15 protein-coding genes are annotated in these 24,028 nt (G+C 76.4%); 9 read left to right on the top strand and 6 right to left on the bottom strand.

Annotated elements, in window-relative coordinates:
- The first annotated feature begins 81 nt into the window (after positions 1–81).
- Together IHE55_RS11035 and IHE55_RS11030 are read left to right on the top strand one after the other, a co-directional pair.
- On the top strand, positions 82–1,203 hold the full coding sequence (locus tag IHE55_RS11035) for an ADP-ribosylglycohydrolase family protein (RefSeq protein ID WP_307826610.1): 1,122 nt from the start codon (positions 82–84) through the stop codon (positions 1,201–1,203).
- 457 nt (positions 1,204–1,660) lie between these two features.
- The gene (locus IHE55_RS11030) at positions 1,661–2,710 is read left to right on the top strand and encodes a hypothetical protein (RefSeq protein WP_197992316.1); all 1,050 of its coding nucleotides are present in this window, start codon (positions 1,661–1,663) and stop codon (positions 2,708–2,710) included.
- Positions 2,711–3,078: 368 nt separating this feature from the next.
- On the opposite strand, the gene IHE55_RS11025 is transcribed toward IHE55_RS11030, so the two are convergent.
- The 4 genes from IHE55_RS11025 to IHE55_RS11010 form a co-directional block, all read right to left on the bottom strand.
- A complete protein-coding gene (locus tag IHE55_RS11025; RefSeq protein ID WP_197988867.1) occupies positions 3,079–4,275 on the bottom strand; it encodes an aminotransferase-like domain-containing protein in 1,197 nt (398 codons plus the stop codon).
- A gap of 794 nt (positions 4,276–5,069) precedes the next feature.
- Entirely contained in the window at positions 5,070–5,279 is a 210-nt protein-coding gene (locus IHE55_RS11020) for a DUF397 domain-containing protein (protein ID WP_197988866.1), read from the bottom strand.
- A 176-nt stretch (positions 5,280–5,455) separates the two neighbouring features.
- On the bottom strand, positions 5,456–6,328 hold the full coding sequence (locus IHE55_RS11015) for a helix-turn-helix domain-containing protein (protein ID WP_197988865.1): 873 nt from the start codon (positions 6,326–6,328) through the stop codon (positions 5,456–5,458).
- Positions 6,329–6,960: 632 nt separating this feature from the next.
- Positions 6,961–7,704, bottom strand: a complete 744-nt coding sequence (locus IHE55_RS11010; protein ID WP_197988864.1) for a GOLPH3/VPS74 family protein — start codon at positions 7,702–7,704, stop codon at positions 6,961–6,963.
- 761 nt (positions 7,705–8,465) lie between these two features.
- Here IHE55_RS11010 and IHE55_RS32615 point away from each other — a divergent pair.
- The 6 genes from IHE55_RS32615 to IHE55_RS10980 all read left to right on the top strand — a co-directional run bounded on the left by IHE55_RS32615 (position 8,466) and on the right by IHE55_RS10980 (position 19,800).
- Complete coding sequence (locus IHE55_RS32615; RefSeq protein WP_197988863.1) at positions 8,466–11,141, top strand: D-alanyl-D-alanine carboxypeptidase family protein; 2,676 nt, start codon at positions 8,466–8,468, stop codon at positions 11,139–11,141.
- Between the two features lie 811 nt (positions 11,142–11,952).
- Positions 11,953–13,953 (top strand): DUF8823 domain-containing protein, encoded by a 2,001-nt coding sequence (locus IHE55_RS11000; protein ID WP_197988862.1) that lies wholly within the window; start codon positions 11,953–11,955, stop codon positions 13,951–13,953.
- Positions 13,954–14,405: 452 nt separating this feature from the next.
- The gene (locus IHE55_RS32610) at positions 14,406–14,807 is read left to right on the top strand and encodes an effector-associated constant component EACC1 (protein WP_197988861.1); all 402 of its coding nucleotides are present in this window, start codon (positions 14,406–14,408) and stop codon (positions 14,805–14,807) included.
- 3 nt (positions 14,808–14,810) lie between these two features.
- Complete coding sequence (locus tag IHE55_RS10990) at positions 14,811–16,127, top strand: caspase family protein (RefSeq protein WP_197988860.1); 1,317 nt, start codon at positions 14,811–14,813, stop codon at positions 16,125–16,127.
- 572 nt (positions 16,128–16,699) lie between these two features.
- Positions 16,700–18,181 carry a vWA domain-containing protein gene (locus tag IHE55_RS10985; protein WP_197988859.1) on the top strand — a complete coding sequence of 494 codons (1,482 nt, stop codon included), beginning with the start codon at positions 16,700–16,702 and terminating at the stop codon, positions 18,179–18,181.
- Positions 18,178–19,800, top strand: coding sequence for an extracellular solute-binding protein (locus tag IHE55_RS10980; RefSeq protein WP_197988858.1), 1,623 nt, complete (start codon positions 18,178–18,180; stop codon positions 19,798–19,800). The genes IHE55_RS10985 and IHE55_RS10980 overlap by 4 nt, the downstream gene beginning before the upstream one ends.
- A gap of 108 nt (positions 19,801–19,908) precedes the next feature.
- Here IHE55_RS10980 and recQ read toward each other — a convergent pair whose 3' ends face one another.
- Positions 19,909–22,071 carry a DNA helicase RecQ gene (gene recQ, locus IHE55_RS10975; protein WP_197988857.1) on the bottom strand — a complete coding sequence of 721 codons (2,163 nt, stop codon included), beginning with the start codon at positions 22,069–22,071 and terminating at the stop codon, positions 19,909–19,911.
- Between the two features lie 41 nt (positions 22,072–22,112).
- Positions 22,113–22,820, bottom strand: coding sequence for a TetR family transcriptional regulator (locus tag IHE55_RS10970; protein WP_197988856.1), 708 nt, complete (start codon positions 22,818–22,820; stop codon positions 22,113–22,115).
- A 125-nt stretch (positions 22,821–22,945) separates the two neighbouring features.
- On the opposite strand from IHE55_RS10970, the gene IHE55_RS10965 reads away from it, so the two are divergent.
- Entirely contained in the window at positions 22,946–23,773 is an 828-nt protein-coding gene (locus IHE55_RS10965; protein WP_197988855.1) for an SDR family oxidoreductase, read from the top strand.
- Positions 23,774–24,028: the final 255 nt, after the last annotated feature.

The raw sequence follows: 24,028 nt of genomic DNA, 5'->3' as shown, positions 1-24,028 counted from the left end.
CACCCGTTCCGTTCCGCCCCGTCCATTACAGTGCCGGTGCCGGTTCACGGGGTGCGAGGGGCGACGGGAAGGGGCAGGTTCGTGACCGCAGCGGGCGCGACGGCCGCCGTGTGGGGGAGGGCCGAACAGCAGGACTTCCGCAGCCGGGTACGCGGCTGCCTGCTGGGCGGCGCGATCGGCGACGCGCTGGGCGCCGCGGTGGAGTTCGCCTCGCTCGCCGACATCCGCGCCCAGCACGGCCCGGTCGGGGTGACGGACTTCGTCCCCGCGTACGGGGGGCGCGGCCGGGTCACCGACGACACCCAGATGACCCTGTTCACCGTGGACGGTCTGATCCGCGCCCAGGTGCGCCGGGACACCGGGGCCTGGCACCCGCCCACCGACATCCACTCCGCGCACCGCCGGTGGTACGCCACCCAGCACGACTGGGGACCCGACGAGCGGAAGGCGGACGACGGCTGGCTCGCCCGCGAGGAGTGGCTGTACGCGCAGCGCGCCCCCGGCCGGGCCTGTCTGTCCGGGCTGGCGGACGGGACGATGGGCACCCTGGACCGGCCGAAGAACCCCGACTCCAAGGGGTGCGGGGCGGTGATGCGGTCGGCGCCGTTCGGGCTGCTGGTGGGCTGGGAGCCGCAACTGGTGTTCCAGCTGGCCATCGAGTGCGCCGCGCAGACCCACGGCCACCCCACCGGCTACCTCTCGGCCGGCGCGTTCGCCCTCATCGTGCACGGGCTGGCACGCGGCGACGACCTGGACGGATCGGTGCAGCGGGCGATGGCCCAGCTGGCCACCCGGCCCGGCCACCAGGAGACCACCGACGCCCTCAAGCACGCGCTCGGCGCGGTCCGGCAGGGCCTGCCGACCCCGGAGCGGGTGGAGTCCCTGGGAGAGGGGTGGACCGGTGAGGAGGCGCTGGCGATCGGCGTCTACTGCGCGCTGGTCGCCGAGGACGTACGGCACGGCCTGCTGCTCGCGGTGAACCACGGCGGGGACAGCGACTCCACCGGCGCCATCTGCGGCAACCTGCTGGGCGCGCTGCACGGGGAGACGGCGCTGCCGCCCGCCTGGCTGGCCGAGGTGGAGGGGCGCGCCACCATCCTCCAGCTGGCCGACGACTTCGCGATGGAGATGACCCAGGGCCCCGCGCTGCACGGTCCGGCCGTCTCCTCCCCGGCCTGGCTGGCCCGCTACCCGCGCGCCTGACCGGCGCGCCACGGCACGCCCCACGCGCCCGTTGCGCACGACCGTTGCGCGCCTCCGGGACCGGGCCCGTGGCCGGGGCTGCCGGGCCGGTGCGGGCGGCCGGGTGCGGCGGGCGGTGCGGGGACGGAAGGCCGGCCGGATCCGAGGTGCCGGGGGTGCCGGGGCGCTGACGGAGCTGCCGTGGGGCCCGCCGTCCGGGGTCGGCCCGCCGGGTCCCGGCGCCCGAGGAGGAGCCGCCGGGGCGCGCGCCCAGGGTGCCGAGTGGTGCGGTGTTGATGCGACGTCCGGACGGCACGGCACGGCACGGCGGGCGGGTGCGGTCCAAGCCGCCCCCGCTGTCGGCGGGTTGGCGTACCGTGAGGGAACGCAAGTGCGAACACGGCGGTGCGGCCGCCGGTGAAGACCGGCGGGGGACCGGAGCGCGGTGCGTCCCCGCCCACGCCCGAAGGATGCCCCCGTGACCACGACGCCCCAGCCGCCGGAGGAGCCGCTGCTCCCGGACGACGTGTGGGAGAAGTTCGAGAACGACAGCGAGGCGGCCATCCGGGCCTCCGCCCCCAAGGAGCCCTCGGCACGGGCCCGGCTGGTGACCGCGCGCTTCCGCGAGGAGCAGGAGGAGGAGGTCCGGCGGGCGGCCGAGGAGCGGGCCCGGCCCAGGCAGTCCCGCCGGGAGCGGCGGCGGACCGAGCGGATGCGGCGCGAGCTGCGGGTGGAGCCGGACCCGCCGCGGCGCGCGGGGCGGCGGTCCGGAACGGGCCGTCCGGCGGGCGGATCGCGACGGTCCGGCGGCTTCCTGGACCGCTGGCGGCTGCCCATCGTGATCGTGCTGACCCTGGCGATCGGCGCGCTGGTGCTCAACCCGCTGGGGGTGCTGTCCGCCTTCACCGACACCGGGGAGTCCTCCGGCGGTGACGCGCGCCCGGCGACCGCCGCGCCTCCGGTCACCCCCGCGCCGCCGTCCGACGGCCGCGTGATCGGTGCCGAGCAGGCCTTCCCCGAGGAGACCGTGCGGCTCCCGACCGGGACCGCGTACCGGCGGATGTCCTGGGTCACCAGCGGCGACTGCGGTGGCGCGGTCACCCCGGACCTGGCCGCGCTGCTGGCCGGCGGCGGGGGCTGCGCGCGGGTCAGCTCCGCGCTCTACGCGGACAACGAGGGGGCGGCCCAGGTCCTCGTCTCGGTGCTCACCCTCCGCCGGCCGGCGGACCTGGCGGCGGTGCTGGCCCGGATCGACGCGGATCCGGGGGACCACCGGGTGCTCCCGCTCGCACCGCCCGCCGGCTCCGACCTGCCCCGGCTGGCCCCGGACACCCCCGGGGTCCTCCGGGCCATGGCCACGCGGCGCTCGGTGGTGCTCGTCGCCGGGATGCCGGACGACGGACGGCCGCAGGTCACCGCCGGCCTCGACCGGGACAGCGGCGAACTCCTCAGCCGGGTGCGGCGGACGGTGGACCACTACGAGTCCGGCGGCCGGCCGGCCGAGGAGCCCCCGGCGGCGGCGGTCTGAGGAGGCCGATGGGCCGAGGCGCCCCGCGTCACGCGCCGGGGCCGGGCCGCGTCACGGGTCCGGCGGGGCCGCGTCGGGCCACGGCGCCCCCGGGAGGGCCGGGAGGCACCGGCCGGCCGCGGCGCCCCGGAGGGCCCGGGGGCGACGGCCCGGCGGGACGCTCCCGCCCTCCGGACGCGAGACGTCGGGACCCGGGACGCTCCCGGCCGAGGCGCCCCCGGCCGAGGCGTCCCCGCCGCCCGCTCGCGCCGTCCGCACCGTCCGCGCCGTCCACACCGCCCGCGCCGCCCGCCGGCGTGGCGCCGCCGCTCGCGCCGCCGGCCCGGGGCTCCGCCCGGGGCTCCGGCGACGCCGGGGTGCGCCGGCGGTCACTCCGCCGGACGCCGGTGCAGCGCCCGGGCGAGCCGCCGCAGCCCCTCCGCTATCTCCTCCGGGGTGTGGGTGACGAACGACAGCCGCATCGTGGCCGGATCGGGGTCGGTGGCGAAGAACGGCGCACCCGGCACGTAGGCCACGTTGTGCGCGACCGCCTCCCACAGCAGTTCCGCCGCGTCGTGGCCGGCCGGCAGCGACACCCAGACGAACATGCCGCCCTCCGGCCGGTTCCACCGCGAACCGGCCGGCAGCGCCTCGCCGAGCCCGGCGAGCAGCGCGTCCCGCCGCTCACGGTAGGCGCCGCGCACCCGCTCCAGATGGCCTTCGAGGTCCGCGTCGGCCAGATAGCGGGCCGCGGCCAGCTGGTTGACCGTCGGGGTGTGCAGGTCCGCGGCCTGCTTGGCGATCACACAGGCGCGGCGCAGCTCCGCCGGCGCCCGCAGCCAGCCCAGCCGCAGCCCCGGGGCCATGACCTTGGAGAGGCTGCCGGTCAGCACGGTGCGGTCGGCCGCCTCCGGGAGGCCGGCGAGCCACGGCACGCTCTCGCCGTCGAACCGCAGCTCCCCGTACGGGTCGTCCTCGACGATCCACAGGCCGTGCCGCTCCGCCACCGAGGCCACCGCCCGCCGCCGGTCCGCCGGCAGGGTGCGCCCGGTGGGGTTCTGGAAGGTGGGGATGGTGTACAGGAGTTTGGGCCGCTCGGCCACCACCAGCTCCTCCAGCGCCACCGGGTCCAGCCCGGCGTCGTCGGACGGCACCGGCACGATCCGGGCGCCGGCGAAGCGGAAGCACTGGAGCGCCGCGAGATAGGTCGGCACCTCGACCAGGACCGTGTCCCCCGGCTCCAGCAGCGCCGAGGCCAGCAGGGCGAGCGCCTGCTGGGAGCCGGTGGTGACCAGCAGGTCGTCGGGCTCGGTCGGCAGCCCCCGGCCGGTCAGCCGGGCCGCGACGGCGGCCCGCAGGCCGGGGTCGCCCTCGCTGGTGGAGTACTGCAGCGCCGACCGCGGGGACTCGGCCAGGACGGCACCGAAGGCGGCGGCCATCCCCTCGGTGTCGAACAGCTCGGGCGCCGGGAGCCCGCCCGCGAACGAGATGACCTCGGGGCGTGCGGTCAGGGCGAGGATGTCGCGTACCGGGGAGCCGGCGACCGAGGTCGCGCGGGCGGCGAGCGGGGGAACGGCGGCACGCATGGCTGCTCCTTCGCGCAGGCACTCGAACCACGAGCGCGGTGTGCTGGTGGGCTGAGCCTACGGAGGAACCCGTCGGCCGCGGACCGGTTGTCCGACATCCGGTCGGCAAGGCGCCGGGCCGCCGCGAACGGCAGGCGGGGCCGAACGCGGCGGGGCGCCCGGCGGAGGCGGCGGGAGGGGCCGTACGAGGCCGGCCGGCGGGACGCGGCACGGACCGGCGGAAAGGGCGGCCGGAGGGGAGACGAGTGGGGCGCCGGAGGGGCGTCCGGGGGAACGGCGGCCGGGTCGCGTCGCGGGCGCACGGCAGGCGGATCGCGGGCCGGAAGAGCGCCGCATGTCACGGACCGGCGGAAAGAGAGGCCGGGCGCCGGGAAGTACGGCCGGCCGGGAAACGATCCGCCGGAGACCGCAGGGCCGGACCGGGTGAAGGAATCACCGTCGAACACCACCCGGCCCCGGTAAATGGGACGTGCCGAATGTCGCCGCCGGCTCCGGTGAAAGGGCTGCCGCCGAAACCCGCCGCCCGGGAGGAAATCCGCCCGCCGGCACCCGGAAAACGGTCCGCCGAAGCCCACCTCCCGGCGGAAAGGGGTGCCGGAAGAGCATCGGAACGGGGCATACGTGCGAGGCGTCGGAATGGGCCGGGGAATGGGGGGCGAAACCCGCCGCCCGGGGAATGCGCCCGAATATCGGACCAGGACGCACGAACGGCCCTCTCGGCGGGGACGGCGGCCGGTCGAGAGGGCCCGTTCGGTTTCCGCTACGGAATACCGCTATCGGATGTGTCGCGGAACTCAATCGATGTCGAACGCCCCGCCGGACACCTCCGAGACGAACGCGGCCCACGCCTCGGGGGCGAAGCTGAGCGCCGGACCGTGCGGGTCCTTGGAATCGCGCACGGCAACCGCCTGAGTGGTGGGGGCCTTCACCTCCACGCAGGCGCCGTTGCCGCCCGAGTAGGAGGATTTCATCCAAGCGTCCTGCGTTCCCAGCTGAATGGCCACGTCTGCTCCGATGGTTGGAAGGGGTGTGATTGCGCCTCGTGAGGAGGTGTGATCGACACTACTCGCCAACTCCCGTGCAAAAAGCGGCCGTTCACTCGACCGGGTGGCATATGGCGGGGGTCCCTTCCGCGCCGGCGGCGGAGCGGTGTACTCTCCGCCGCCATGCGTTCCGGTGTTCAGCCGGAGGTAATTCGGCGCAGGTGATCGCGGGCCACTTCGGAGATGAACTGCCTGCTCTGGTCCGCATTGAGCGCCTGTGCCCGCAGATGTTCGTACATCATGCTGTAGCTCTGCACGTCCGAGAGCTTCTCCAGGTACAGATCACTGGTCACGCCTTCGAGATAGACGACGCTGGTGTCCGACTCGTCGGAGAACTCCAGAATGGTGAACTGGCCGCTCATTCCCGGGTGCGAACCCATGTCGAACGGCAGCGCCTGCACCGTCACGTGCGGCTCGTAACTCATGCGCACCAGGTACTCCAGCTGGTCGCTCATGATCTTCGGGCTGCCCACCACCCGGCGCATGGCCGCCTCGTCCACCACCGCCCACAGCCGCAGCGGCGTGAGCGGGTCGGTGATCCGCTCCTGGCGCCGCAGCCGGACCTGGACGCGCTGGGCCAGCTGGTCCGGCGGGGCCTCCGGGAGCGCCCCGCAGATCACCGCCTCGGCGTACTCCGGGGTCTGCAACAGGCCGGGCATGACCTGCGGTTCGTACACCCGCAACGACGCCGCATCGGTCTCGAACCCGATGTAGACGCTGTACGGGACGTCGCCGAAGGCGTTCCACCAGCCCTGCTGGCGGGACTCCTTGGCCATGTGCATCAGCGACTCGACCAGGTGCTTGTCCTCGACCTTGTAGACCCGGCACAGGTCGCGCACGTCGCGCTGGCTGATGCTGCGGCGGCCGTTCTCCAGTCGGCTGATCTTCGACTGGGAAACCATCAGCTCCTCGGCCACCTCCTCCGCCGTCATGCCCTTCTCCTGGCGGAGTCTGCGCAGTTCTTGGCCCAATCGGCGTCGCCGAACGGTGGGGCCGACGTTGGACGTCACGGGACGTGCACCTCCGGCTTCGTACTGCTGCTTGATGCTGGTCAGCAGCCTGCCACCAACGGTCCGCGCGGCGCTGGGAAATGGCCGCACCCGGTGCCCCGGGTCCGCTGCCGGCCCGGCGCCGCGGCCCGGTGGCGCGGCGGGTGGTACGAGGGGGTGCGCGGCGGCGCGGCCGGTGGCGGACGCGGCCGGGCCGCACGCCCCCGGACGGGGCGCGCCGCGTCGGCCGGAGCGCCGGTGGCGCGCGCCGGGGTGCGACCGGATCCCGGCCCGGTCAGGCGCGCGGGGCGGTGGCCCGGCCGTCATCGGTGACGGACGGCCCACCGCCCCGCGGCCGCGGCGGCTCCCGGACCGGTCGGTGGGACCGCGGATGCGGTCGGCGGAGCGCCGCCGGAGCCGGTGGGCCGGCGCCGCGTCACCGCGCCGCCGGTCCGACCGCCCCGGTCGCTCCCGGGCACCGCGCCCGGCGCCCACCGCCGCCCCGCCCGGCGGGGCGGCGGACGATGTGGCGGCACGGCGGGCGGCTCCCCGCCCGCCGTGCCGCACACGGCTCCCCGCCCGGCCCGTTCCGCGCCCCGCGGCGCCGGCGTGAATTCTCGGCGAATTCCCGCCCCGGACCGGGCGGTCGGCTCTCAGCGCGCCCCGACGCGCGCCATACCGCCGCGGCGCGCCGGCTGCTGGGGCACCCCGGACGCCCGTTCGGCGCGCCCCGGGCCCGGCCGTCCCGTGCCCGCCCCGCGCCGGGGCGAGGCCGCGACGCCGTTCTGGACGTCCATGACGGCGTGCGCCACCAGTCCGCCCATGGGGTCGTGCCTGATCAGATCCCGCAGCCGGGAGCGCGAGGAACGGCCCTCGTTGCCCGGGTACAGGTGCTTGCCGAGGCCGACCGCGTGGGCCAGCGCGGCGAGCGCGGCGGTCCGGGGGTCCGGCGGTACCCCGGTGCGGATCGCGTTGTCCAGCCGGGCCCTGATCTCCCGGCTGATCGCCGTGTCCGTCGCCTGGTAGCGAGTGGTCGGCAGCACCCCGCACATCTGTCCGGCCACGGCATGCACCATGCCGCACCGCTCCAGATGCGTGAGGTACGTCTGGCGCAGCCCCAGCCGGGGCCCGCCGATCCAGTGGACCGCCCGCACCGGGCTGCCGCGACGGCGCAGCAACTCCAGCGCGGAGTCCAATGTCGGATCTCCGGTCGGCCGTGGCAGCACCACGGCGATACGATCCCCGTCAGGGGCTATCCGTCCTGCCAGAGCCAGCTCCACTAGCTGTGCCCCGGCGAGGCCGAGGTCGAGCGACTGCGGCTGCGCCGTGGTACCCGTGGCCGGGTCCAAAGCGAGCAGCAGAAGCTCCTCCGGAATTGTTCTGCGGCTCCTGCCCATCCATGCCTCCCCGCGTGGATGAATGACAGGGTGACCCCTCTCACATTGGTCTGTCGAGAGTGCGTGGGGGGTTCGGGTGGGAACCGGCAGGTATGTCGTTCTCGTCTAGCAGGGGGGCGGCCCCCTCAGCGGACGTCGGGGCAGCGCGGCTGCACCGATGAGCCCCGCGGACACAGGACACTGGTACACGGTTGACGGCGGGACGGGGCCGACGCTCGGCGCCCTCCCGTGTGAGGCATGGCGAGGAGGCATCGGTGGCGGGCGAGTCCCCCGACACGTCGGATCAGCAGAAGTCGTCGGGGGAGACGACTAGGGGCGAACACGACCCCCGGTTCGCGGTGTTCCGCGACGCGGGGTCGCCCCGGAAGACGGAGACGTCCGCGGAAGCGGAACGTACTCCGGACGCGAAGCGGTCCTCGGGGACGGAATCGTCCGGCACGGTGCCGGAGGACGACCGGACAGACCGCGCGGACGGCACCGACGGCGCCGATGGTGCTGACGGCACCGATGGTGCTGACGGTGACGGTGCCGGTGGGTCCGGGGCGGACCCGGACGCCCCCGCGGCGAAGGCGCCGGGCGGCCGGGCGACCACGGTCCTGCGGGCCGTGACGCCGGAGGCCGCGGCGGAAAGCACGGATGGCGCGGACGGCGGCAGCGGGCGGCGCGCGGACGGCGACGGCACCGCGGCGGACCCGGCGGCCGGAGCGGAAGCGGAAGGCGAACCGGAATCCGGGGACGCCGCCGGGTCCGGCACGGCGGACGTGACCGGCGTCGCTCGGGCAGCGGCGAGCGGCCCGGCACGGGACACCGGCCCGGCCCGCACGGCGGACACGGACGCGTCGGACTCCGGCGCCCCGGACCCCGACGGGCCGGACGACGCGGCGGACGGGGAGACGGACGAACCGGGCACCCGGCCGGCGCAGCGGCCGCTGCCGGTGCGGCCCGGTACCCGCAACGGCACCGCCGGCTCCGGCGACGCGGCGGCCCCGAACGGCGGCCGGAAGGCCGGCGGGACGGCGGACGAGCGCGGCGAGCCGGCTCCGGCCGGCGGCGACGAGCGGCTGCGGGACGCCGTGGCGGCCTGGGTCTCCGGCGGCCCGGAAGCCTCCGAGGACGCCGCCGGCGCGGGCCGGGACCGGGCCGCGTCCGCGGCCGGCGCGTCCGCCGGGAAGGCGGAGGGGAAGGACACCGCGGCGGAGGCCGAGGGATCGGGCGAGGACACCCGCACCCTGGCCTTCGGCACGCTGCGGGACCTCCCCGACACCCCCGCCGACCGGGCCACCGCCTTCTTCGGCACGGTGCGGGCCACGGGTCGCGGCACCGCCACGGCGGAGCCGGGGACCGACGGCGAGACGGAGAGCGGGGCCAACGGCACGGCCGGCTCCGGCGGGGCGGGGGCCGACGGCGCCGCCGCCCGGCGGGCCACGGACCGGGCCACCGCGTTCTTCGGCGCGGTCCGGCCGTCCGTCACCGCCCCCGGGGCGGCCGGGAACGGCACGGTGTCCGACGGCGGTACGGCGAACGGCGACGAGGACGGCGACGCCGCCGGCGGCACGGCCGAGCGGCGCGATCGCGGGAAGAGCGGCGCGGACCGCGCCGCCGAGCGTGACGGCGGGAAGGGCGACGACACCCGGCGCGACGGGGCGAAGGACGGGGACAAGAAGGCCGCGGGCGCGAAAACCGCAGGCGCGAAGGACACGGACAAGAAGGACACGGTCAAGGAGGACGAGGACGCGGACGGCGCCGCGGACCCGGCCGCCCGCCGCGACCGGGCGACCTCGGTACTCGGCACCGTCCGGCCTCCCGCGAAGGCCGGCGGCAAGACCGGCGACAAGACCGGCGACCGTCCGGCGGGCACGAGCGCGGAGCCGAAGAAGCCGGAGCCGAAGAAGCCGGCCGGAGACGGTACCGGCAAGCCGGCCGCCGGCGCGGACGGGCGTCCCAGCACCTTCGTGCCGCTGCGCTCGGCGGACGACCCGGACACCGGCCGGAAGCCGCGGAACGGCACCGCCCCGGCGCCGGCCACCACCGCGCCGCGGGCCGGGGCCGAGGCACCGGCCGCCGCCGGGGCGGCTCCCGCGGCCGGGACCGGCACGCTGCCGGAGTCCGAGCGGACCCGTCAGCAGCCGCTGCCGCCGGTGGGGGAGCCGGCGCCGCTGGACCTGCTGGCCCAGCTGACCAACACCCCGCCGCCGCCGGAGACCCCGGTGCGCACCATCGTCCGGCGGATCAAGATCTGGACGCCGCTGGTGCTGCTGCTGGTGATCATCTTCGGTGTGGTGCAGGCGCTGCGCCCGCTGCCGGAGCCCGAGCTGCGCTCGGCCGGACAGACCTCCTTCACCTTCGAGGGAGAGCGGTTCACCATGCCGTGGCCGGGCGAGGGACAGGCCGCCGCCCTGGTCGAGGGCGTCGGCAGCCTGGGGACGTACGGCGCGCAGAAGCCCGTGCCGATCGCCAGCGTCGGCAAGGTGATGACCGCCTACGTGGTGCTCAAGAGCCACCCGCTCAAGCCCGACGAGCCCGGCCAGCGGATCACCATCGACGCCCAGGCGGGCCGCGAGGCGGGCAACAAGGACGAGTCCCGGGTGCCGGTGGAGGAGGGGCAGAAGTTCACCCTCCGCCAGATGCTGGAGATGACGATGATCCCCTCGGGGAACAACGTCGCCCGGCAGCTCGCCCGCTGGGACGCGGGCAGCGAGCAGGCGTTCCTGAAGAAGATGAACGACGCCGCCCGCGACCTGGGGATGACCAACACCACGTACACCGACCCCAGCGGTCTGAAGGCCAGCACCCAGAGCACCGCGGAGGACCAGCTCAAGCTGGCCAGCGCGGTGATGAAGATCGAGACGTTCCGGAAGATCGTGGCGACCCCGGACATCGAGATCCCCGGGGTGGGGCGGATCTTCAACAACAACCGGCTGGTGGCCGACCCGGACCTGGTGGTGCGGGGCATCAAGACGGGATCGAACACCCCGGCCGGCGGCGCCCTGATGTGGGCGACGTACCGGACCGTCGGTGGCAAGGACCGCCTGGTGCTCGGCGTCACCCTCGACCAGCGCACCGGCAGCACCGACCCCAACGCCCACCTGGCGCTCGTCCTGGACGAGTCGGAGAAGCAGATCAAGGCGGTGCGCAAGGCGCTGACCGCGGCGACGCTGGTGCGCAAGGGCCAGGTCGTCGGGGAGGTCGACGACGGTCTCGGCGGTACCACCCCGGTGGTGGCCACCAAGGACCTCCAGGGGGCCGGCTGGCCCGGCCACGAGGTCGAGTTCAAGCTCACCGTCAACGGTGACGGGCTGCCGCACTCGGCCAAGGCCGGCACGGTGATCGGACAGCTGAACGTGGGCACCGGACCGGAGCGGGCGACCGTGCCGGTGGCGCTCCAGAAGGACCTGGCGGAGCCGGGCTTCGGCGACAAGCTGACCCGGCTCGGCTGACCGGCCGTACGGCCGGCGCCCACCGGCGGCCCGGGGACGGAACCGTCCGTCCCCGGGCCGCCGGCCGTTCCCGGCCCGGAGCGGCGGGCGCGGCGGTACGGGGCCGCGGTCGCACGGCCCGCGCCGGCGACGGACGCGGCGCGGAAGGACCGGCCGGGGACGGCGGCCCGGGACGGTGGCCCGGGGCTTCGGCGCCGTGCCGGTGGTGTCGCGTAGAGGTCCCGTGCCGGTGGTGCCGCGCACAGGTCCCGTGCCGGTGGTGTCGCGTAGAGGTCCGGTGCCGGTGGTGCCGCGCCGGCGGCCCGGGCCGGTGGTGCGTGGCGGTCGCTGCCGTGGATCACCCCGGGCGGCGCCCCGGGACCGGCCTCCGCGGGACGGCGGGGGCCGCGGGTCAGCCCCGCGAGCCACGCCGGGTGCCATGGGTCACCCCCGCGCCACGCCGGGTGCCGTGGATCACCTCCACGGTGCGGTGGGTGCCGCGGATCACCCCGGGGGCGCCCGAGGGTCGGCCCGGCCCGCCGGGCGGCCGGGCGGCGCGGGCCCGGCCGGGCCCGGGGCCGCAGGTCACCCGGGGTGGTGACGGTGCCGCCGGGACGGCCCGTCACCCGTCGGAGGGACCTCCGGTCGGTCCCGGCGACGGCCCGCGGGCCCGGGGCGTCCCGCGCCCCGCGGGGCATCAGGGGCGTCGCGCGTGCTAGCGTCGCCAGGACCCCTGATGCGTCCCCGCTGCCGCCGGCCCCGTGCCCGCGCGGGGCACCAGGCCGGCGTTGGACAGTGGAGGAGACTCCGGGGGAAGACGGGGAGAGCCGTAGTGACGACCGTGGATCCGACACGGGCCGGGAAGAGCGGAAGCCCGGCGGTGGACGCCGCCGGACGAATACACGTACCCGCGCAGCGCAGATCGGGTCCCGACGGCGAGGACGGCGGAACCGAACCGGGCGGTGGTGATCCGGTGGCCGCCACCGACCTGAACGGCACCGACCCCAACGGCACCGCCCCGAACGGGGCCCGTCCGAACGGGGACGACGGCCGGAACTCCTGGTTCCGGCGTATCCGGCACGGGCGTGTCCGGAGCGTAATGTTCCATCCTGTGCCCGCCGCATTGATCTTCGCAGGAATCCTGCATCTGCTGTGGGTCGCGCTGCTGGCCAACAGCGGTGGTGACCTGGCGGCGCAGGACGCCTGGGCGGAGTTCGCGCTCCAGCACCCGGACCGCGCCTACAACCTCGCCTGGTACGGCGGCATGCACCCGGTGTCGTACAGCGTCATCTCGCCGTACCTGATGGCGGTGCTCGGCGTCCGGACCACGATGATGATCGCCGGAACGATCTCGGCCGGTCTGCTGGCGCTGCTGCTGATCCGCTCCAAGGTGGTCTCCCGGCCGCTGTGGCCGGCCCTCTACGGCACGCTGGCGCTGGTCTGCAACGCGATCTCCGGCCGGGTCACCTTCGGCCTGGGCACCATGTTCGGCCTGGGCGCCGTCGCGGTGATCTTCGCCTGGCCCACCAAGTGGCGCAGCCGCCACTGGGGCCACAAGATCGGCCGGTTCGCCGCGGCCGCGGTGCTCGCGGCGCTGTCCACCATGTCCAGCCCGGTGGCGGGACTCTTCGTCGGCGTGGTCGCGGCGGCGCTGTGGCTGACCCGCCGGCGGCCCGCCGCGTACGCCCTCGGCGTCACCCCCGTGATGGTGGTGGCCGCGTCCTCGTACCTCTTCCCGTTCTCCGGCAAGCAGCCGATGATCTTCTGGTCCACGCTGCTGCCGTGCTGGACCGCCGCCGCCGTCTTCTACGCCTCGCCCAAGCAGTGGCGCACGGTGCGGGTCGGCGCCGCGCTGTACGGCATCGGCGTGGTGCTGGTGTGGGCGATCCCCTCGCAGATCGGCACCAACATCACCCGGCTGGGGATGATCTTCGGCGGGGTGCTGCTGCTCGCCGCGCTGGTCAACCACCGCAAGCCGGCCGGGCTCGACGAGGTGCGCCGCACCGACCGGGGCCGCAAGTGGCTGGTGCTGGTGCTGTCGCTGGCCATGGTCAGCATCTGGCAGGTGGTGAAGACCGTGGACGACATCATCCACACCACCCCGGCCGCGGCCTGGAACCGCGAGCTGGCGCCGCTGATCGACCAGCTCGACCGGGTGGGCGCCAACCGGGGCCGGGTCGAGGTGGTCCCGGTGCGCAGCCACCGCGAGGCGTCCGCGCTGGCGCCGTACGTCAACCTGGCGCGCGGCTGGAACCGCCAGGCCGACATGGAGCGCAACCCGATCTTCTACGAGGACGACGACAAGCCGCTCGACCCGGGCGAGTACCAGAAGTGGCTGCACCGCTGGGCCGTGCACTACGTGGTGCTGCCCAAGGACGACCCGGACGTGTGGTCGTACCCGGAGGCGGAGCTGCTCGCCGGGGGCGTGCCGTACCTGGACGAGGTCTGGTCCGACACCAACTGGAAGCTGTACAAGGTCCTGGACCCGACGCCGATCGCCGACCCGCCCGCCACCGTGGTGCGCGCCGGCGCCGACGAACTCGTCATCGACGTGGAGTCCGAGGGCCCGGTCCTCATCCGCATCCCCTACTCGCCGTGGCTGGGCCTGGTGGACGAGGACGGCGACGGCATCAAGGCGCCCAAGCCGCTGCGGGAGGACGGGCCGCCGGTCAACCGCAAGGGCTGCCTGACCAACCAGGTGCAGGAGGCCGCGGAGGGCGAGCCGGAGGACGAGTGGACCGTGCTGCACGCACCGCGTCCCGGCACCTACCGGATCGCCGCCCCGTACCAGTTCCCGCGCGGCACCCGCTGCCCGGACAACATGGCCGACTGACGGCCGGGGGCGGGCCTGGGGGCCGGGCGCCAGGTCCCCGGTCCCCCCGGAAGCCCGGCCCGCCGGATCCTGCCCGGCCGGGTCCGGGCCGCAGGGGCGTTCCGGCCGGGTCCGGGGCGGCGGGGCGCCTCCGGATGGGCCCGTCCGCCCGGAGTCCGGGGCCCGCCACCGGCCGGTGCGCCGACGTGTGCCCGCTGCCGACGACGTTCGCCGCCCGGGCCCCTGCCCCCTGCCCGCCGCCCCCACCCCTGCCCGCCGGCCGCTCCCGCCCGTCGGCGGGCGCGGCCCTGCCGGTCCGCCCCCGGCGGCCGCCGCGCGGGCCCGGCCGCGATCACGCCCCCCGCCGGCCCGACCGTGCCGCCGACCCCTGGCGCTTTCGCGCGCACCGCCGGAGAATCAAGGGGCGGACGCGCGCCGGGGGAGTCGCGCGCGGCGACGGACGGGGCGGGGCTGTGGCACAGCGGAGCATCGCGATCGACGTCCGGGGCGGGCGGCCCCGGGACGCGGAGTTACGGGGGATCGAAGGCTGGCTGAGAGACGAGCAGGACGTCACTCACCACTGGACCCTCACCAGGCCGCCGGCGCCGGGCACCGCCGGCGTGGTGGAGGAACTGGTGCTGGTGGCCGGCACCACGCTGGTCGGTGAGGCGGTACGGGCCCTGGTCGGCTCGCTGGCCGGCTGGCTGCGCACCCGGTCCCGGCTGGACGACGGCGGGCGCACCGTGGTGGTGCTGCGGGTGCCCGGCCGGGAACCGGTGGAGGTCACCGAGGAGGGCCTGACCGCCGAGAAGGTGCCCGACCTCGTGCGGCGGATCAGGGAGGAGCTGGAAGCGGCCACGTCGGGCGGGGAGTGAGCGGTGGCCGGCGGACGGCTGCCGGACCGCGCCGGCTCCCGGGCACTGCTGGTCGGCGTGGGGACGGTGCGCGAGGGCGGCTTCGACGTCCTGGAGTACACGGACGCGAACCTGGACGCGCTCCGGGACGCGCTGTGCACCGGGCCGGACGCGGTCTTCGCCGCGGACCGGGTGCGCGTGCTGCGGTCCCCCGAGCGCGGTGAGTGGTACGACGAGCTGCGCCGCGCCGCGCAGGAGACCACCGACCTGCTGCTGTTCTACTTCGTCGGGCACGGTTACCGGCACGCGCTGGAGAACGTGCTGTACCTGCTGGCGCCGGGCGCCGACCTCGACGGCGACCTGGGCGGGACCGCGCTGCGCTGGTCACTGATCCCGGACACGGTGGGCAAGGGCAAGGTGCGGCGCGCGGTGTTCATCCTGGACTGCTGCTACTCCGGGATGGCGGCCGACCAGCACGCCGGCAGCGGGGAGCGCGGGCACTACGTGCTCGCCTCGGTCCCGCGCACCCGCACCCAGCCGAGCGAGCCGCTGCCCAACGGCCGGAGCCCGTTCACCGACGCGATCGTCACCGCGATGGCGCGGGGCGGGGCGGCGGAGGCGGGCGGCCTCACCCTGCACGAGCTGTTCGGTCGGCTGGACGAGGTGATGCGCGACTGGCCGGCCCCGCACGTCACCGACGGCTGGGGACCCCGCAACGGCAGTGGCGGGGACGGCCCGGACATCCTGCTGACCCGCCGCGTCCGGACCGGTGCAGACGGGGGTGCGGGCGCCGGTCCCGGTCCCGGTCCCGGTCCCAGTGCCGGTGCCGTTGGCGGTGGGGGCGTGCCCGGCGAGGCCCCGGCCGGGGCGGCACCGCCCGGGCCGGCGGTGGGCGGAACGGCCCCGACCGGTGCGGCGGTGGACGGACATCCCGTGACCGGAACGCCCGTGACCGGTACGGCGGTGGCCGGCATCACGCCGGATGCGCCGGCGCCGGGCCCCGCAGCGGGTGATCCGCCGGCGGCGGACCCGGCAGTGACGGCGGGCGGTCCGCCCGGCCCGACCGGTACGGCGCCCGGCGGGAGCGGCGACCCCTCCACCACCCCGGCCCGCCCGGCCCAGGATCCCCGGCCCCGGGCCGTACGTCCGGTGTCGGCCCGGCCACCGGCGACGGCCCGGCCACCGGTCACCGTCCGGCCACGGGCGGCCGGACCTCTGCCGGCCCCACCGGTCCCGGCCGGCCTGCCGAACCCATCGAACCCACCGATCCCACCGAATCCACTCCTGCCGAGAGCACGGGGACCGAGGCGTCCGGGTCAGGGGTGTCCGGGGCCGGCCTGAGCCCCGCCGCCGGTGGTGGCCGGCCGCGCCCCGGTTCGGCCGGCGCCGCTCCCGCCGGGCCGCCGGCCGTCCGGGCAGCGCCCGGCCGCCGTCGCCGGGCCGGTGGTGGCGCCGGCGGCCGCGGACGACGGCGGCGATCGGGGCCGCCCTGGTGGTGCTGGCCGGCGCCGGGGTATTCGTCCTGCGGGACACCGGGCAGGTCGCCGCCTGCCCGCCGCCGCTGGAGCTGCGGCTGCTCGCCTCGACCGAGAACCGGGCCGCGATGAGCCGGGCCGTCGCCGCGTACTCCGCCTCCTCGGCCAACCGGCAGCCGCTGGGCGAGGACGACGAGGCGCCGGGCGACTGCCGCCGGACCAACATCACCGTCTACGAGGCCCCGGCCGGCGACATCGTGGAGGCGTTCGCCGCGGCCGACGCGTGGCCTGGCACCTCACCGGCCGCCGGTACGGGCGGCCCCCTGCCCCGCCGGCGCGGGCCCGGCCGGCACCCCCGGCCCCGGCACCGGCCCCACCGGCTCCGGCACGGACGGCGGGCCGGGCGGGCCGCACTGCCGGGAGACGCCGCTCCAGGACGTGGGGCCGCAGCCGGACCTGGTCGCGCTCGGCTCCAGCGCCGAGCTCGGCCGTATCCAGGAGCGCGTGGGGCGGACCGGCGGGCCGGCGAGGGTGACCGCCCTGGGGCCCACCGGGTATTCACCGCTGGTGCTGGCGGTGCCCGCGAAACTGGCCGACGCGATGCGGGAGGCGGGCGCCCGGCGCACCGGCAGCACCTGGCCGGAGCTGCTGGCGGCGCTGGACGAGGCGGCCCCCGACCTGCCGCTGCTGCGTCCGGACCCGGCCTCCTCGGAAACCGGGCTGCTGCACACCGTCGGGCTGTACCGGGCCGGGCACGACGGACCGTGGAGCGGCTCGGCGGACGACGACGACGCGGAGCACGCCGAGCGCCAGGTGGACGACCGGCATCCGCTCCAGCGGGACGCCGACACCCTGCTGTGCGAGCAGTACACCGGTGACGCCGGGCTGCCGCCGCCCGGTGAGGCGGCGGCCCTGGTGTCGGAGAAGGCGGTGGCGGACCACAACCTCGGCCGGCGGCCCCACTCGTCCTGCGACAACAACAAGCCCCTGGACGACAGCGACCGGCTGCTCGCCTACTACCCGGCCGGGGTGCCGGCCCTCGACCTGCCGCTGGCCGAGGTCCGCTGGGACGGGGCGCCCGACGCCCCGGACCGTACCCGGCGGACCGCCGCCGTGAGCCGGTTCCACGCGTGGCTCACCCACGGGGGCAGCCGGCACCTGCTGGACGGCCTGGTGCGGGGGGTGGACCCGGGGCAGCGGCCGGCACCGCCGCAGGGACAGGCGTGGGCCGACCCGGACAGCGGGGTGCTGGAGGACGTGGAGGTGGTGGCCCGGCCGCCGGGCGGGCCCGAGGCGGACGCCGCCGCGGCGGCCTACGCCGAGACGCTCCGGCCCGGTCAGGTCCTCTTCCTGGTGGACAACTCCGGTTCGCTCGCCACCGGCGGCAAGCTCGGCACCGTCGGCCGGGCGCTGAGCCGGGCGCTGAAGACCCTCGGCCCCGAGGACCGGTACGGCCTGTGGAGCTACCCCGGCTCCGCCGACGGCCCGGAGACCCCGCGGGTGGTGGTGGCGCCGGGCACCCGCGGGGACGATCAGGCCGCCGCCCGGACGTGGCTGGCGGCGCTGTCCCCGGACCGGGTGGTGCCGCGGGGCGCCGCGGTGTACGAGGTGCTGGACCGGGCGGTGGCCGCCATGAAGGGCGAGGACCACCCGCTGATCGTGCTGGTCACCGACGGGGACGACCGGCCGCGCGGCGACCCGGACCGCGACGACCACCTGGCCTGGGAGCAGACCCGCGACGAGGAGGGCACCCCGCCGGTGCTGGTGCTCTCGGTGCGCGACGCGGGCTGCTCCGAGGCGGTCATCCAGCGCCTGGCCTTCGGCGGGGAGGACTTCTGTGTCTCCGGCCGTCCCGAGGAGGCCGCCCGGCAGCTCGCCGAGCGGATCTCCGACCACGTACAAGGAGGGGGCACGCGATGAGGGCCCGGGGATACGCCACGAGGTCCCGGGGGCACGGGAGGAGGCCCCGGCGCCGCGGGCTCGGGCGGTTCGCCGCCGCCGTGCTGCTGCTCTGCACCGCCTGCACCTCCGGTGGTGGCGCGGGCCCGTCCGCCGTACCCCCGCCGGGCGCCACCTCGGCGGGGGCCGGCACCCCGCGGGTGCTGCGGGTGGCGACCGCCTCGGACGTCTCGATCGGCCCGGTGCGGGAGCGGCTCATCGAGGCGTGGGACCGGCAGCGGGACGACTACACGGTGGAGATCGTGAAGCTGCCGGCCGCGGCCGACGAGGTGCGCAGTCAGCTGATCGCCGCCCTCCAGTCCGGCAGCGCCGACTACGACGTGGTCAACATCGACGTCACCTGGACCGCCGAGTTCGCCGCGGGCGGGCTGATCCGCCCGCTCGCCGGCGAGCTGCCCGAGGACATCTGGCCCAGCGTCGCCGCCACCACCCGGTACGACGGCCGGACCTGGGCGGTGCCGTTCAACACCGACGCCGCGCTGCTGTACTACCGCACCGACATCTGGCGGGACCGGGACTGGCGCCCGCCGCGCACCTGGGCCGAGCTGGAGGAGGACGTGGCCGAGGCCCGGGACCCGGAACGGGTCACCCGGCGCTTCGAGGACGGCTACATCACCCAGCTCGGCCCGTACGAGGGGCTCACCGTCAACGCCCTGGAGGCGGTGTGGGCGCGCGGCGGCCGGTTCGTCGGCGAGGACGGCGAGGTGACCGCCGACAGCGTCGAGGTGCGGTACGGGCTGGACAACCTCTACCGGCAGTACCGCGACCTGATGCCCAGGGCGCTGGCGCGCCGCGCCGACGAGCACGACAGCCTGGCCGCCTTTCGCGACGGCAAGGTGCCCTTCATGCGGAACTGGCCGTACGTGTACAACATCCTCGCGGCCGAGGGCTCCCGGCTGAAGGGCCGGTTCGGGGTGGTGGCGCTGCCCGGCCAGGGCGACGGGAAGCCGGGGACCTCCGTGCTCGGCGGCCAGAACCTGGCCATCACCACCCGCAGCGAGCACTCCGCCGCCGCCCGCGAACTCCTGGCGTACCTGACCGAACCGGCCCAGCAGCGCTGCCTGCTGGACGTCGGGTTCGCCCCGGTGCTGCGGTCCAGCTACGACCCCTCGGGGGACCCGGTGCGCTGCTCACTGCCGCCGGACGGCGACGGCGGCGCGGACGCCCCGGGCGACCCGGAGCACCCGGCCGGCGGCACCGACGGCGGCACCGACAGCGGTTCCGCGGACGGTGGGAACGGGGACGGCGGCGACCGCGACGGCCCGGCGGGGACGGGCGGGAGCGCAGGCCGGGGCCGGGCGGCCGACCGGACGGCCGACGCGGAGCCGGCGGCAGGCGCGGACGGGGCCGCGGGGGAGTCCGGCGCCGCCGCCCCGGACCCGGGACGGCTGCCGGTCTACGCCGCCCCGCTGCGCCAGGCGCTGGCCGCGGCCCGCCCCCGGCCGGTCACCCCGTACTACGCGGCGTTCACCGAGCTGATCCAGAGCGAGGTGCACGCGATGCTGCTCCACGGCGGGAACCGCGACGCGCTCCCGCGCCGGCTCGCCGAGCAGCTGGGTCCGGTGCTGCGCGGCGGCTGACGCCTCCGGCGGCCCGGCCCGGCCCGGCGGTGCGCCGCGGGCCGGGCCGCCCGGTGGACCGCCGTGGGGGCCGCCCGGTGGTCCGCCGCGGCCGGGCCGCCGCCCCGGTCACCAGTCGATGTCGTCCGGCTCCGGCTCGTGGTCGGGCTCCGCCAGGTCGTCCGGCCAGAGCGGACCGGACGCCTCCGGAGCCGCCGGTCCCGCCGCTCCCCGGCTGCCGGCGGCTCCCCGGCTCCCGGCCGTGGTCGCACCGGCCGCCGTCGCCGCGCCCCGGGCCGTCGCCCGGCCGCCGGCCCGGGCCTCCGCGGTCCCGCCGGACGCACCCACCGCACCCGCCGTAGCGGTCACGCCCGCCCGGTGGCCGGTGCCGCCCGGGGCCGCCGGCTCCGCGCCGCCGGGGGCCGCCGCCGGATCCGCGCCGCCGTCGGCGAGCACCTCCAGGATCGCCTCGCCGTACTTGGCCAGCTTGTTCTCGCCCACGCCGTTCACCGTGCCCAGCTCGGCGAGGGTGGCCGGGGCGGTGGTGGCGATCTCCCGCAGCGTCGCGTCGTGGAAGATCACGTAGGCCGGCACGCCCTGCTCCCTGGCGGTCGCGGCCCGCCAGGCCCGCAGCCGCTCGAACACCGGCACCGCGGCCTCGGGCAGGTCGGCGACCGGGCGGCCCTTCGCCGGCTTCGTCGCCTTCGCCGCCCGGGCCGGCTTCTCCGGGTCCCGGCGGAGCATCACCTTCCGCTCACCCCGCAGCACCTCGCCGCTGGCCTCGGTGAGCACCAGGGTGCTGTACTCGCCCTCGACGGCGAGCAGCCCGGCGGCGAGCAGCTGCCGCACCACGCCCCGCCACTCGGCCTCGCCCAGCTCGGTGCCGATGCCGAAGACGCTCAGCGCGTCGTGGTCGAACTGGATGACCTTGGCGGTCTTCTTCCCCAGCAGGATGTCGATGATCTGGCCGGCTCCGAAGCGCTGGTTCCGCTCCCGCTTGAGCCGGACCACCGTGGACAGCAGCTTCTGGGCCGGTACGGTGCCGTCCCAGGCGGCCGGCGGGGTCAGGCAGGTGTCGCAGTTGCCGCACGGCTCACCGGACTGGCCGAAGTAGTTCAGCAGCTGGACCCGGCGGCACTCCACCGTCTCGCAGAGCGCCAGCATCGCCTCCAGGTGGGCGGTCAGCCGGCGGCGGTGCGCCTCGTCGCCCTCCGCGTTGCCGTTGATCATCTTCCGCTGCTGCACCACGTCCTGGAGCCCGTAGGCGAGCCAGGCGGTGGAGGGCAGGCCGTCCCGGCCCGCGCGGCCGGTCTCCTGGTAGTAGCCCTCGACCGACTTGGGCAGGTCGAGATGGGCGACGAAACGGACGTCGGGCTTGTCGATGCCCATGCCGAAGGCGATGGTCGCGACCATCACCAGGCCGTCCTCGCGCAGGAACCGGGACTGGTGCGCGGCGCGCGTGGCGGCGTCCAGCCCGGCGTGGTACGGCAGCGCGGGGATGCCCTTCTCCACCAGGAAGGCGGCGGTCTTCTCCACCGAGGCCCGGGACAGGCAGTAGACGATGCCCGCGTCGCCCGGGTGCTCGGTGCGCAGCAGCTCCAGCAGCTGCCGCTTGGGCTCGTTCTTCGGCACGATCCGGTACTGGATGTTCGGCCGGTCGAAGCTGGCCACGAAGTGGCGGGCGTCCTGGAGTCCCAGCCGGGAGGCGATCTCGGTGTGGGTGGCCCGGGTGGCGGTCGCGGTGAGCGCGATGCGCGGCACGGCCGGCCAGCGCTCGTGCAGGGCGGACAGCGCCAGGTAGTCGGGCCGGAAGTCGTGGCCCCACTGGGCGACGCAGTGCGCCTCGTCGATCGCGAAGAGCGCGATGGTGCCCCGGTCCAGCAGCGACAGGGTGGACTCCACCCGCAGCCGCTCGGGCGCCAGGTAGAGCAGGTCCAGCTCGCCGGCGAGGAACTCCGCCTCCACCAGCCGCCGCTCGTCCAGGTCCTGGGTGGAGTTGAGGAACCCGGCCCGGACGCCCACCGCGCGCAGCGCGTCCACCTGGTCCTGCATCAGGGCGATCAGCGGTGAGATCACCACACCGGTGCCCTGCCGGACCAGGGCCGGGATCTGGTAGCAGAGCGACTTGCCGCCGCCGGTCGGCATCAGGACGAGGGCGTCGCCGCCGCCCGCCACGTGCTCGATGATCTCTTGCTGGTCGCCGCGGAACGAGTCGTAGCCGAAGACGCGGTGCAGCACCTGCAGGGCGTCACTCGTCACGGGCCCACCGGCTGCCGGGTCCAGGGACGTCATTCCGGCAGTCTACGAGGGCCGCGACGCCGCCCGTCCCGCGATCACGCGCGCTCCGCGCCCGGGGACGGGGGACCACCGGCGGGCGGCGGGGGCCCGTCCGGTCCGGGGTCCGGCGGCCGGGCGGCGGCCAGCCGGCGCACGATGCGCCGCAGCCCCCGTACGTACAGCTCCCGGAACTCCGCGGAGTCCGGTTCCAGGCCGAAGATCCGCCGGACCGCGGGGGCCAGGGTGACCGGGGCGGACACCGCGCTCATCAGCACCAGCAGGGCGACGGCCGGGTCCAGGTCGACGGCGAGCTCGCCCTCCCGGTGGCGGCGCCGCACCTCGCTCAGGTCCTCCCGGGGCTCCTCGCCGAGGTCGTCGGCGAGCGCCCGCCACACGCTCAGCCGCGTCCCGCGCGGATCGGCGAAGGTGTGACGCAGATAACGCTCGACCACCTCCTCCAGGGGCAGCGCCGGGTCGTTGATCCGCTCCTCCTCGGCCAGCCAGCGGCGGCCCAGCTCCTCGTACAGCCCCTCCTTGCCGCCGAAGTAGTAGCTGATCAGCTGCTTGTTGAGGCCGGCCCGGTCGGCGATGTCCTGCACCCGGGCGCCCGCGTACCCCTTGGCCGCGAACTCGTCCAGGGCCGCCTCCAGCAGCAGGCGGCGGGAGCGCTCGGCGTCGAGCTTGCGCTCCTCGGGAGCGGGGGCACGGCGGGACCGCCTGGGCGGCTGCGGCCGGTGCCGCGGGGGGCGGGCGTTGTCGGTCACCTGCTCAGCGTATCGGGGTCAACCGTCGGCCTGAGAACCTCAACCAACTATTTGTTTGACAACTTTATCCAGTTGGTTGAACCTGGCGTTGACCAGACACGGCGACACAGCGGGGAGAGATCGGGATGATCGTGGTGACCGGAGCCACCGGCAACGTAGGCCGGTACCTGGTGGCGGAGCTGCTCGCGGCGGGGGTGAAGGTCTGCGCGGTCAGCCGGGACCCGGCCGGCGCCCGGCTGCCCGCCGGGGTGCAGGTGGTACGCCCCGGCGACCTGCCGGTGTGCGATGTCGCGGCCGTCTTCCTCAACCCGGCGGTGACCTGGGCCGACGGCCCGGAGAAGTTCCTCGGACAGGCGTGCTGGCACGGGGTGCGGCGGGTGGTCACCCTCTCCTCGTCCACCGCCGCCGCGCCCTCCGGCCCGGACAACCCGCTCGGCGGCCACCACCGCCGGGTGGAGGAGGCGGTCGAGGCCACCGGACTGGAGTGGACGCACCTGCGGCCGGGCGCCTTCGCCGCGAACGCGGCGGCCTGGGCGGACCAGATCCGCGCCGGCGACGTGGTGGAGGGACCGTACGCGGGGGCCCAGCTGGCCCCGATCCACGAGGCCGACATCGCCGAGGTGGCCGCCCGCGCCCTGCTCACCGACGACCTGGTCGGTGAGGCCCCGGTGCTCACCGGGCCGGAGTCGCTCACCCAGGCCGAGCAGGTGCGGCTGATCGGCGAGGCGCTCGGCCGGCCGCTGCGCTACCGCGAGATCCCGCCGGAGGTGGCGCTGGAGCGGATGACCGGCCCGCACCTGACCCGGGAGATCGCCGGATCGCTGCTGCGGATGTACGCGGCGGCGGTGGACCGGCCGGCGGAGATCTCCCCGGAGACCGAACGGATCACCGGGCATCCCGGCCGCGGCTATGCCCGGTGGGCCGCGGACCGCGCCCCGGCGCTCTTCGGCTGACCCCCGGGGCTCCCGGCCCCGGGGGCGGGAGCCCGCGCCGGCCGCCCGGCGGGACGGTGGGCTGCCGGCGGGCGGGGCGGATCTTCCGCCGGGGCGGGGGCCTGGGGGCCGGCCGGTCGGGTCGGGGGTTCGGGGGCCCACGGCTCGTCGGCACGGCCGGGGGCAGACCGGAGGCGGTCGGCCCGGCGGGGGCCGGCCGGTGGTCCCCATGGTCCCTGCGGGAGCGGTGGGGCCGGCGGGGTACGGGCCGGGGGC

The sequence above is a fragment of the Streptomyces pactum genome (assembly GCF_016031615.1).
GTDB lineage: Bacteria > Actinomycetota > Actinomycetes > Streptomycetales > Streptomycetaceae > Streptomyces > Streptomyces pactus.
The sequence above is the reverse complement of the archived record's forward strand: the minus strand, read 5'-3'. Positions and strand labels throughout refer to the sequence as shown.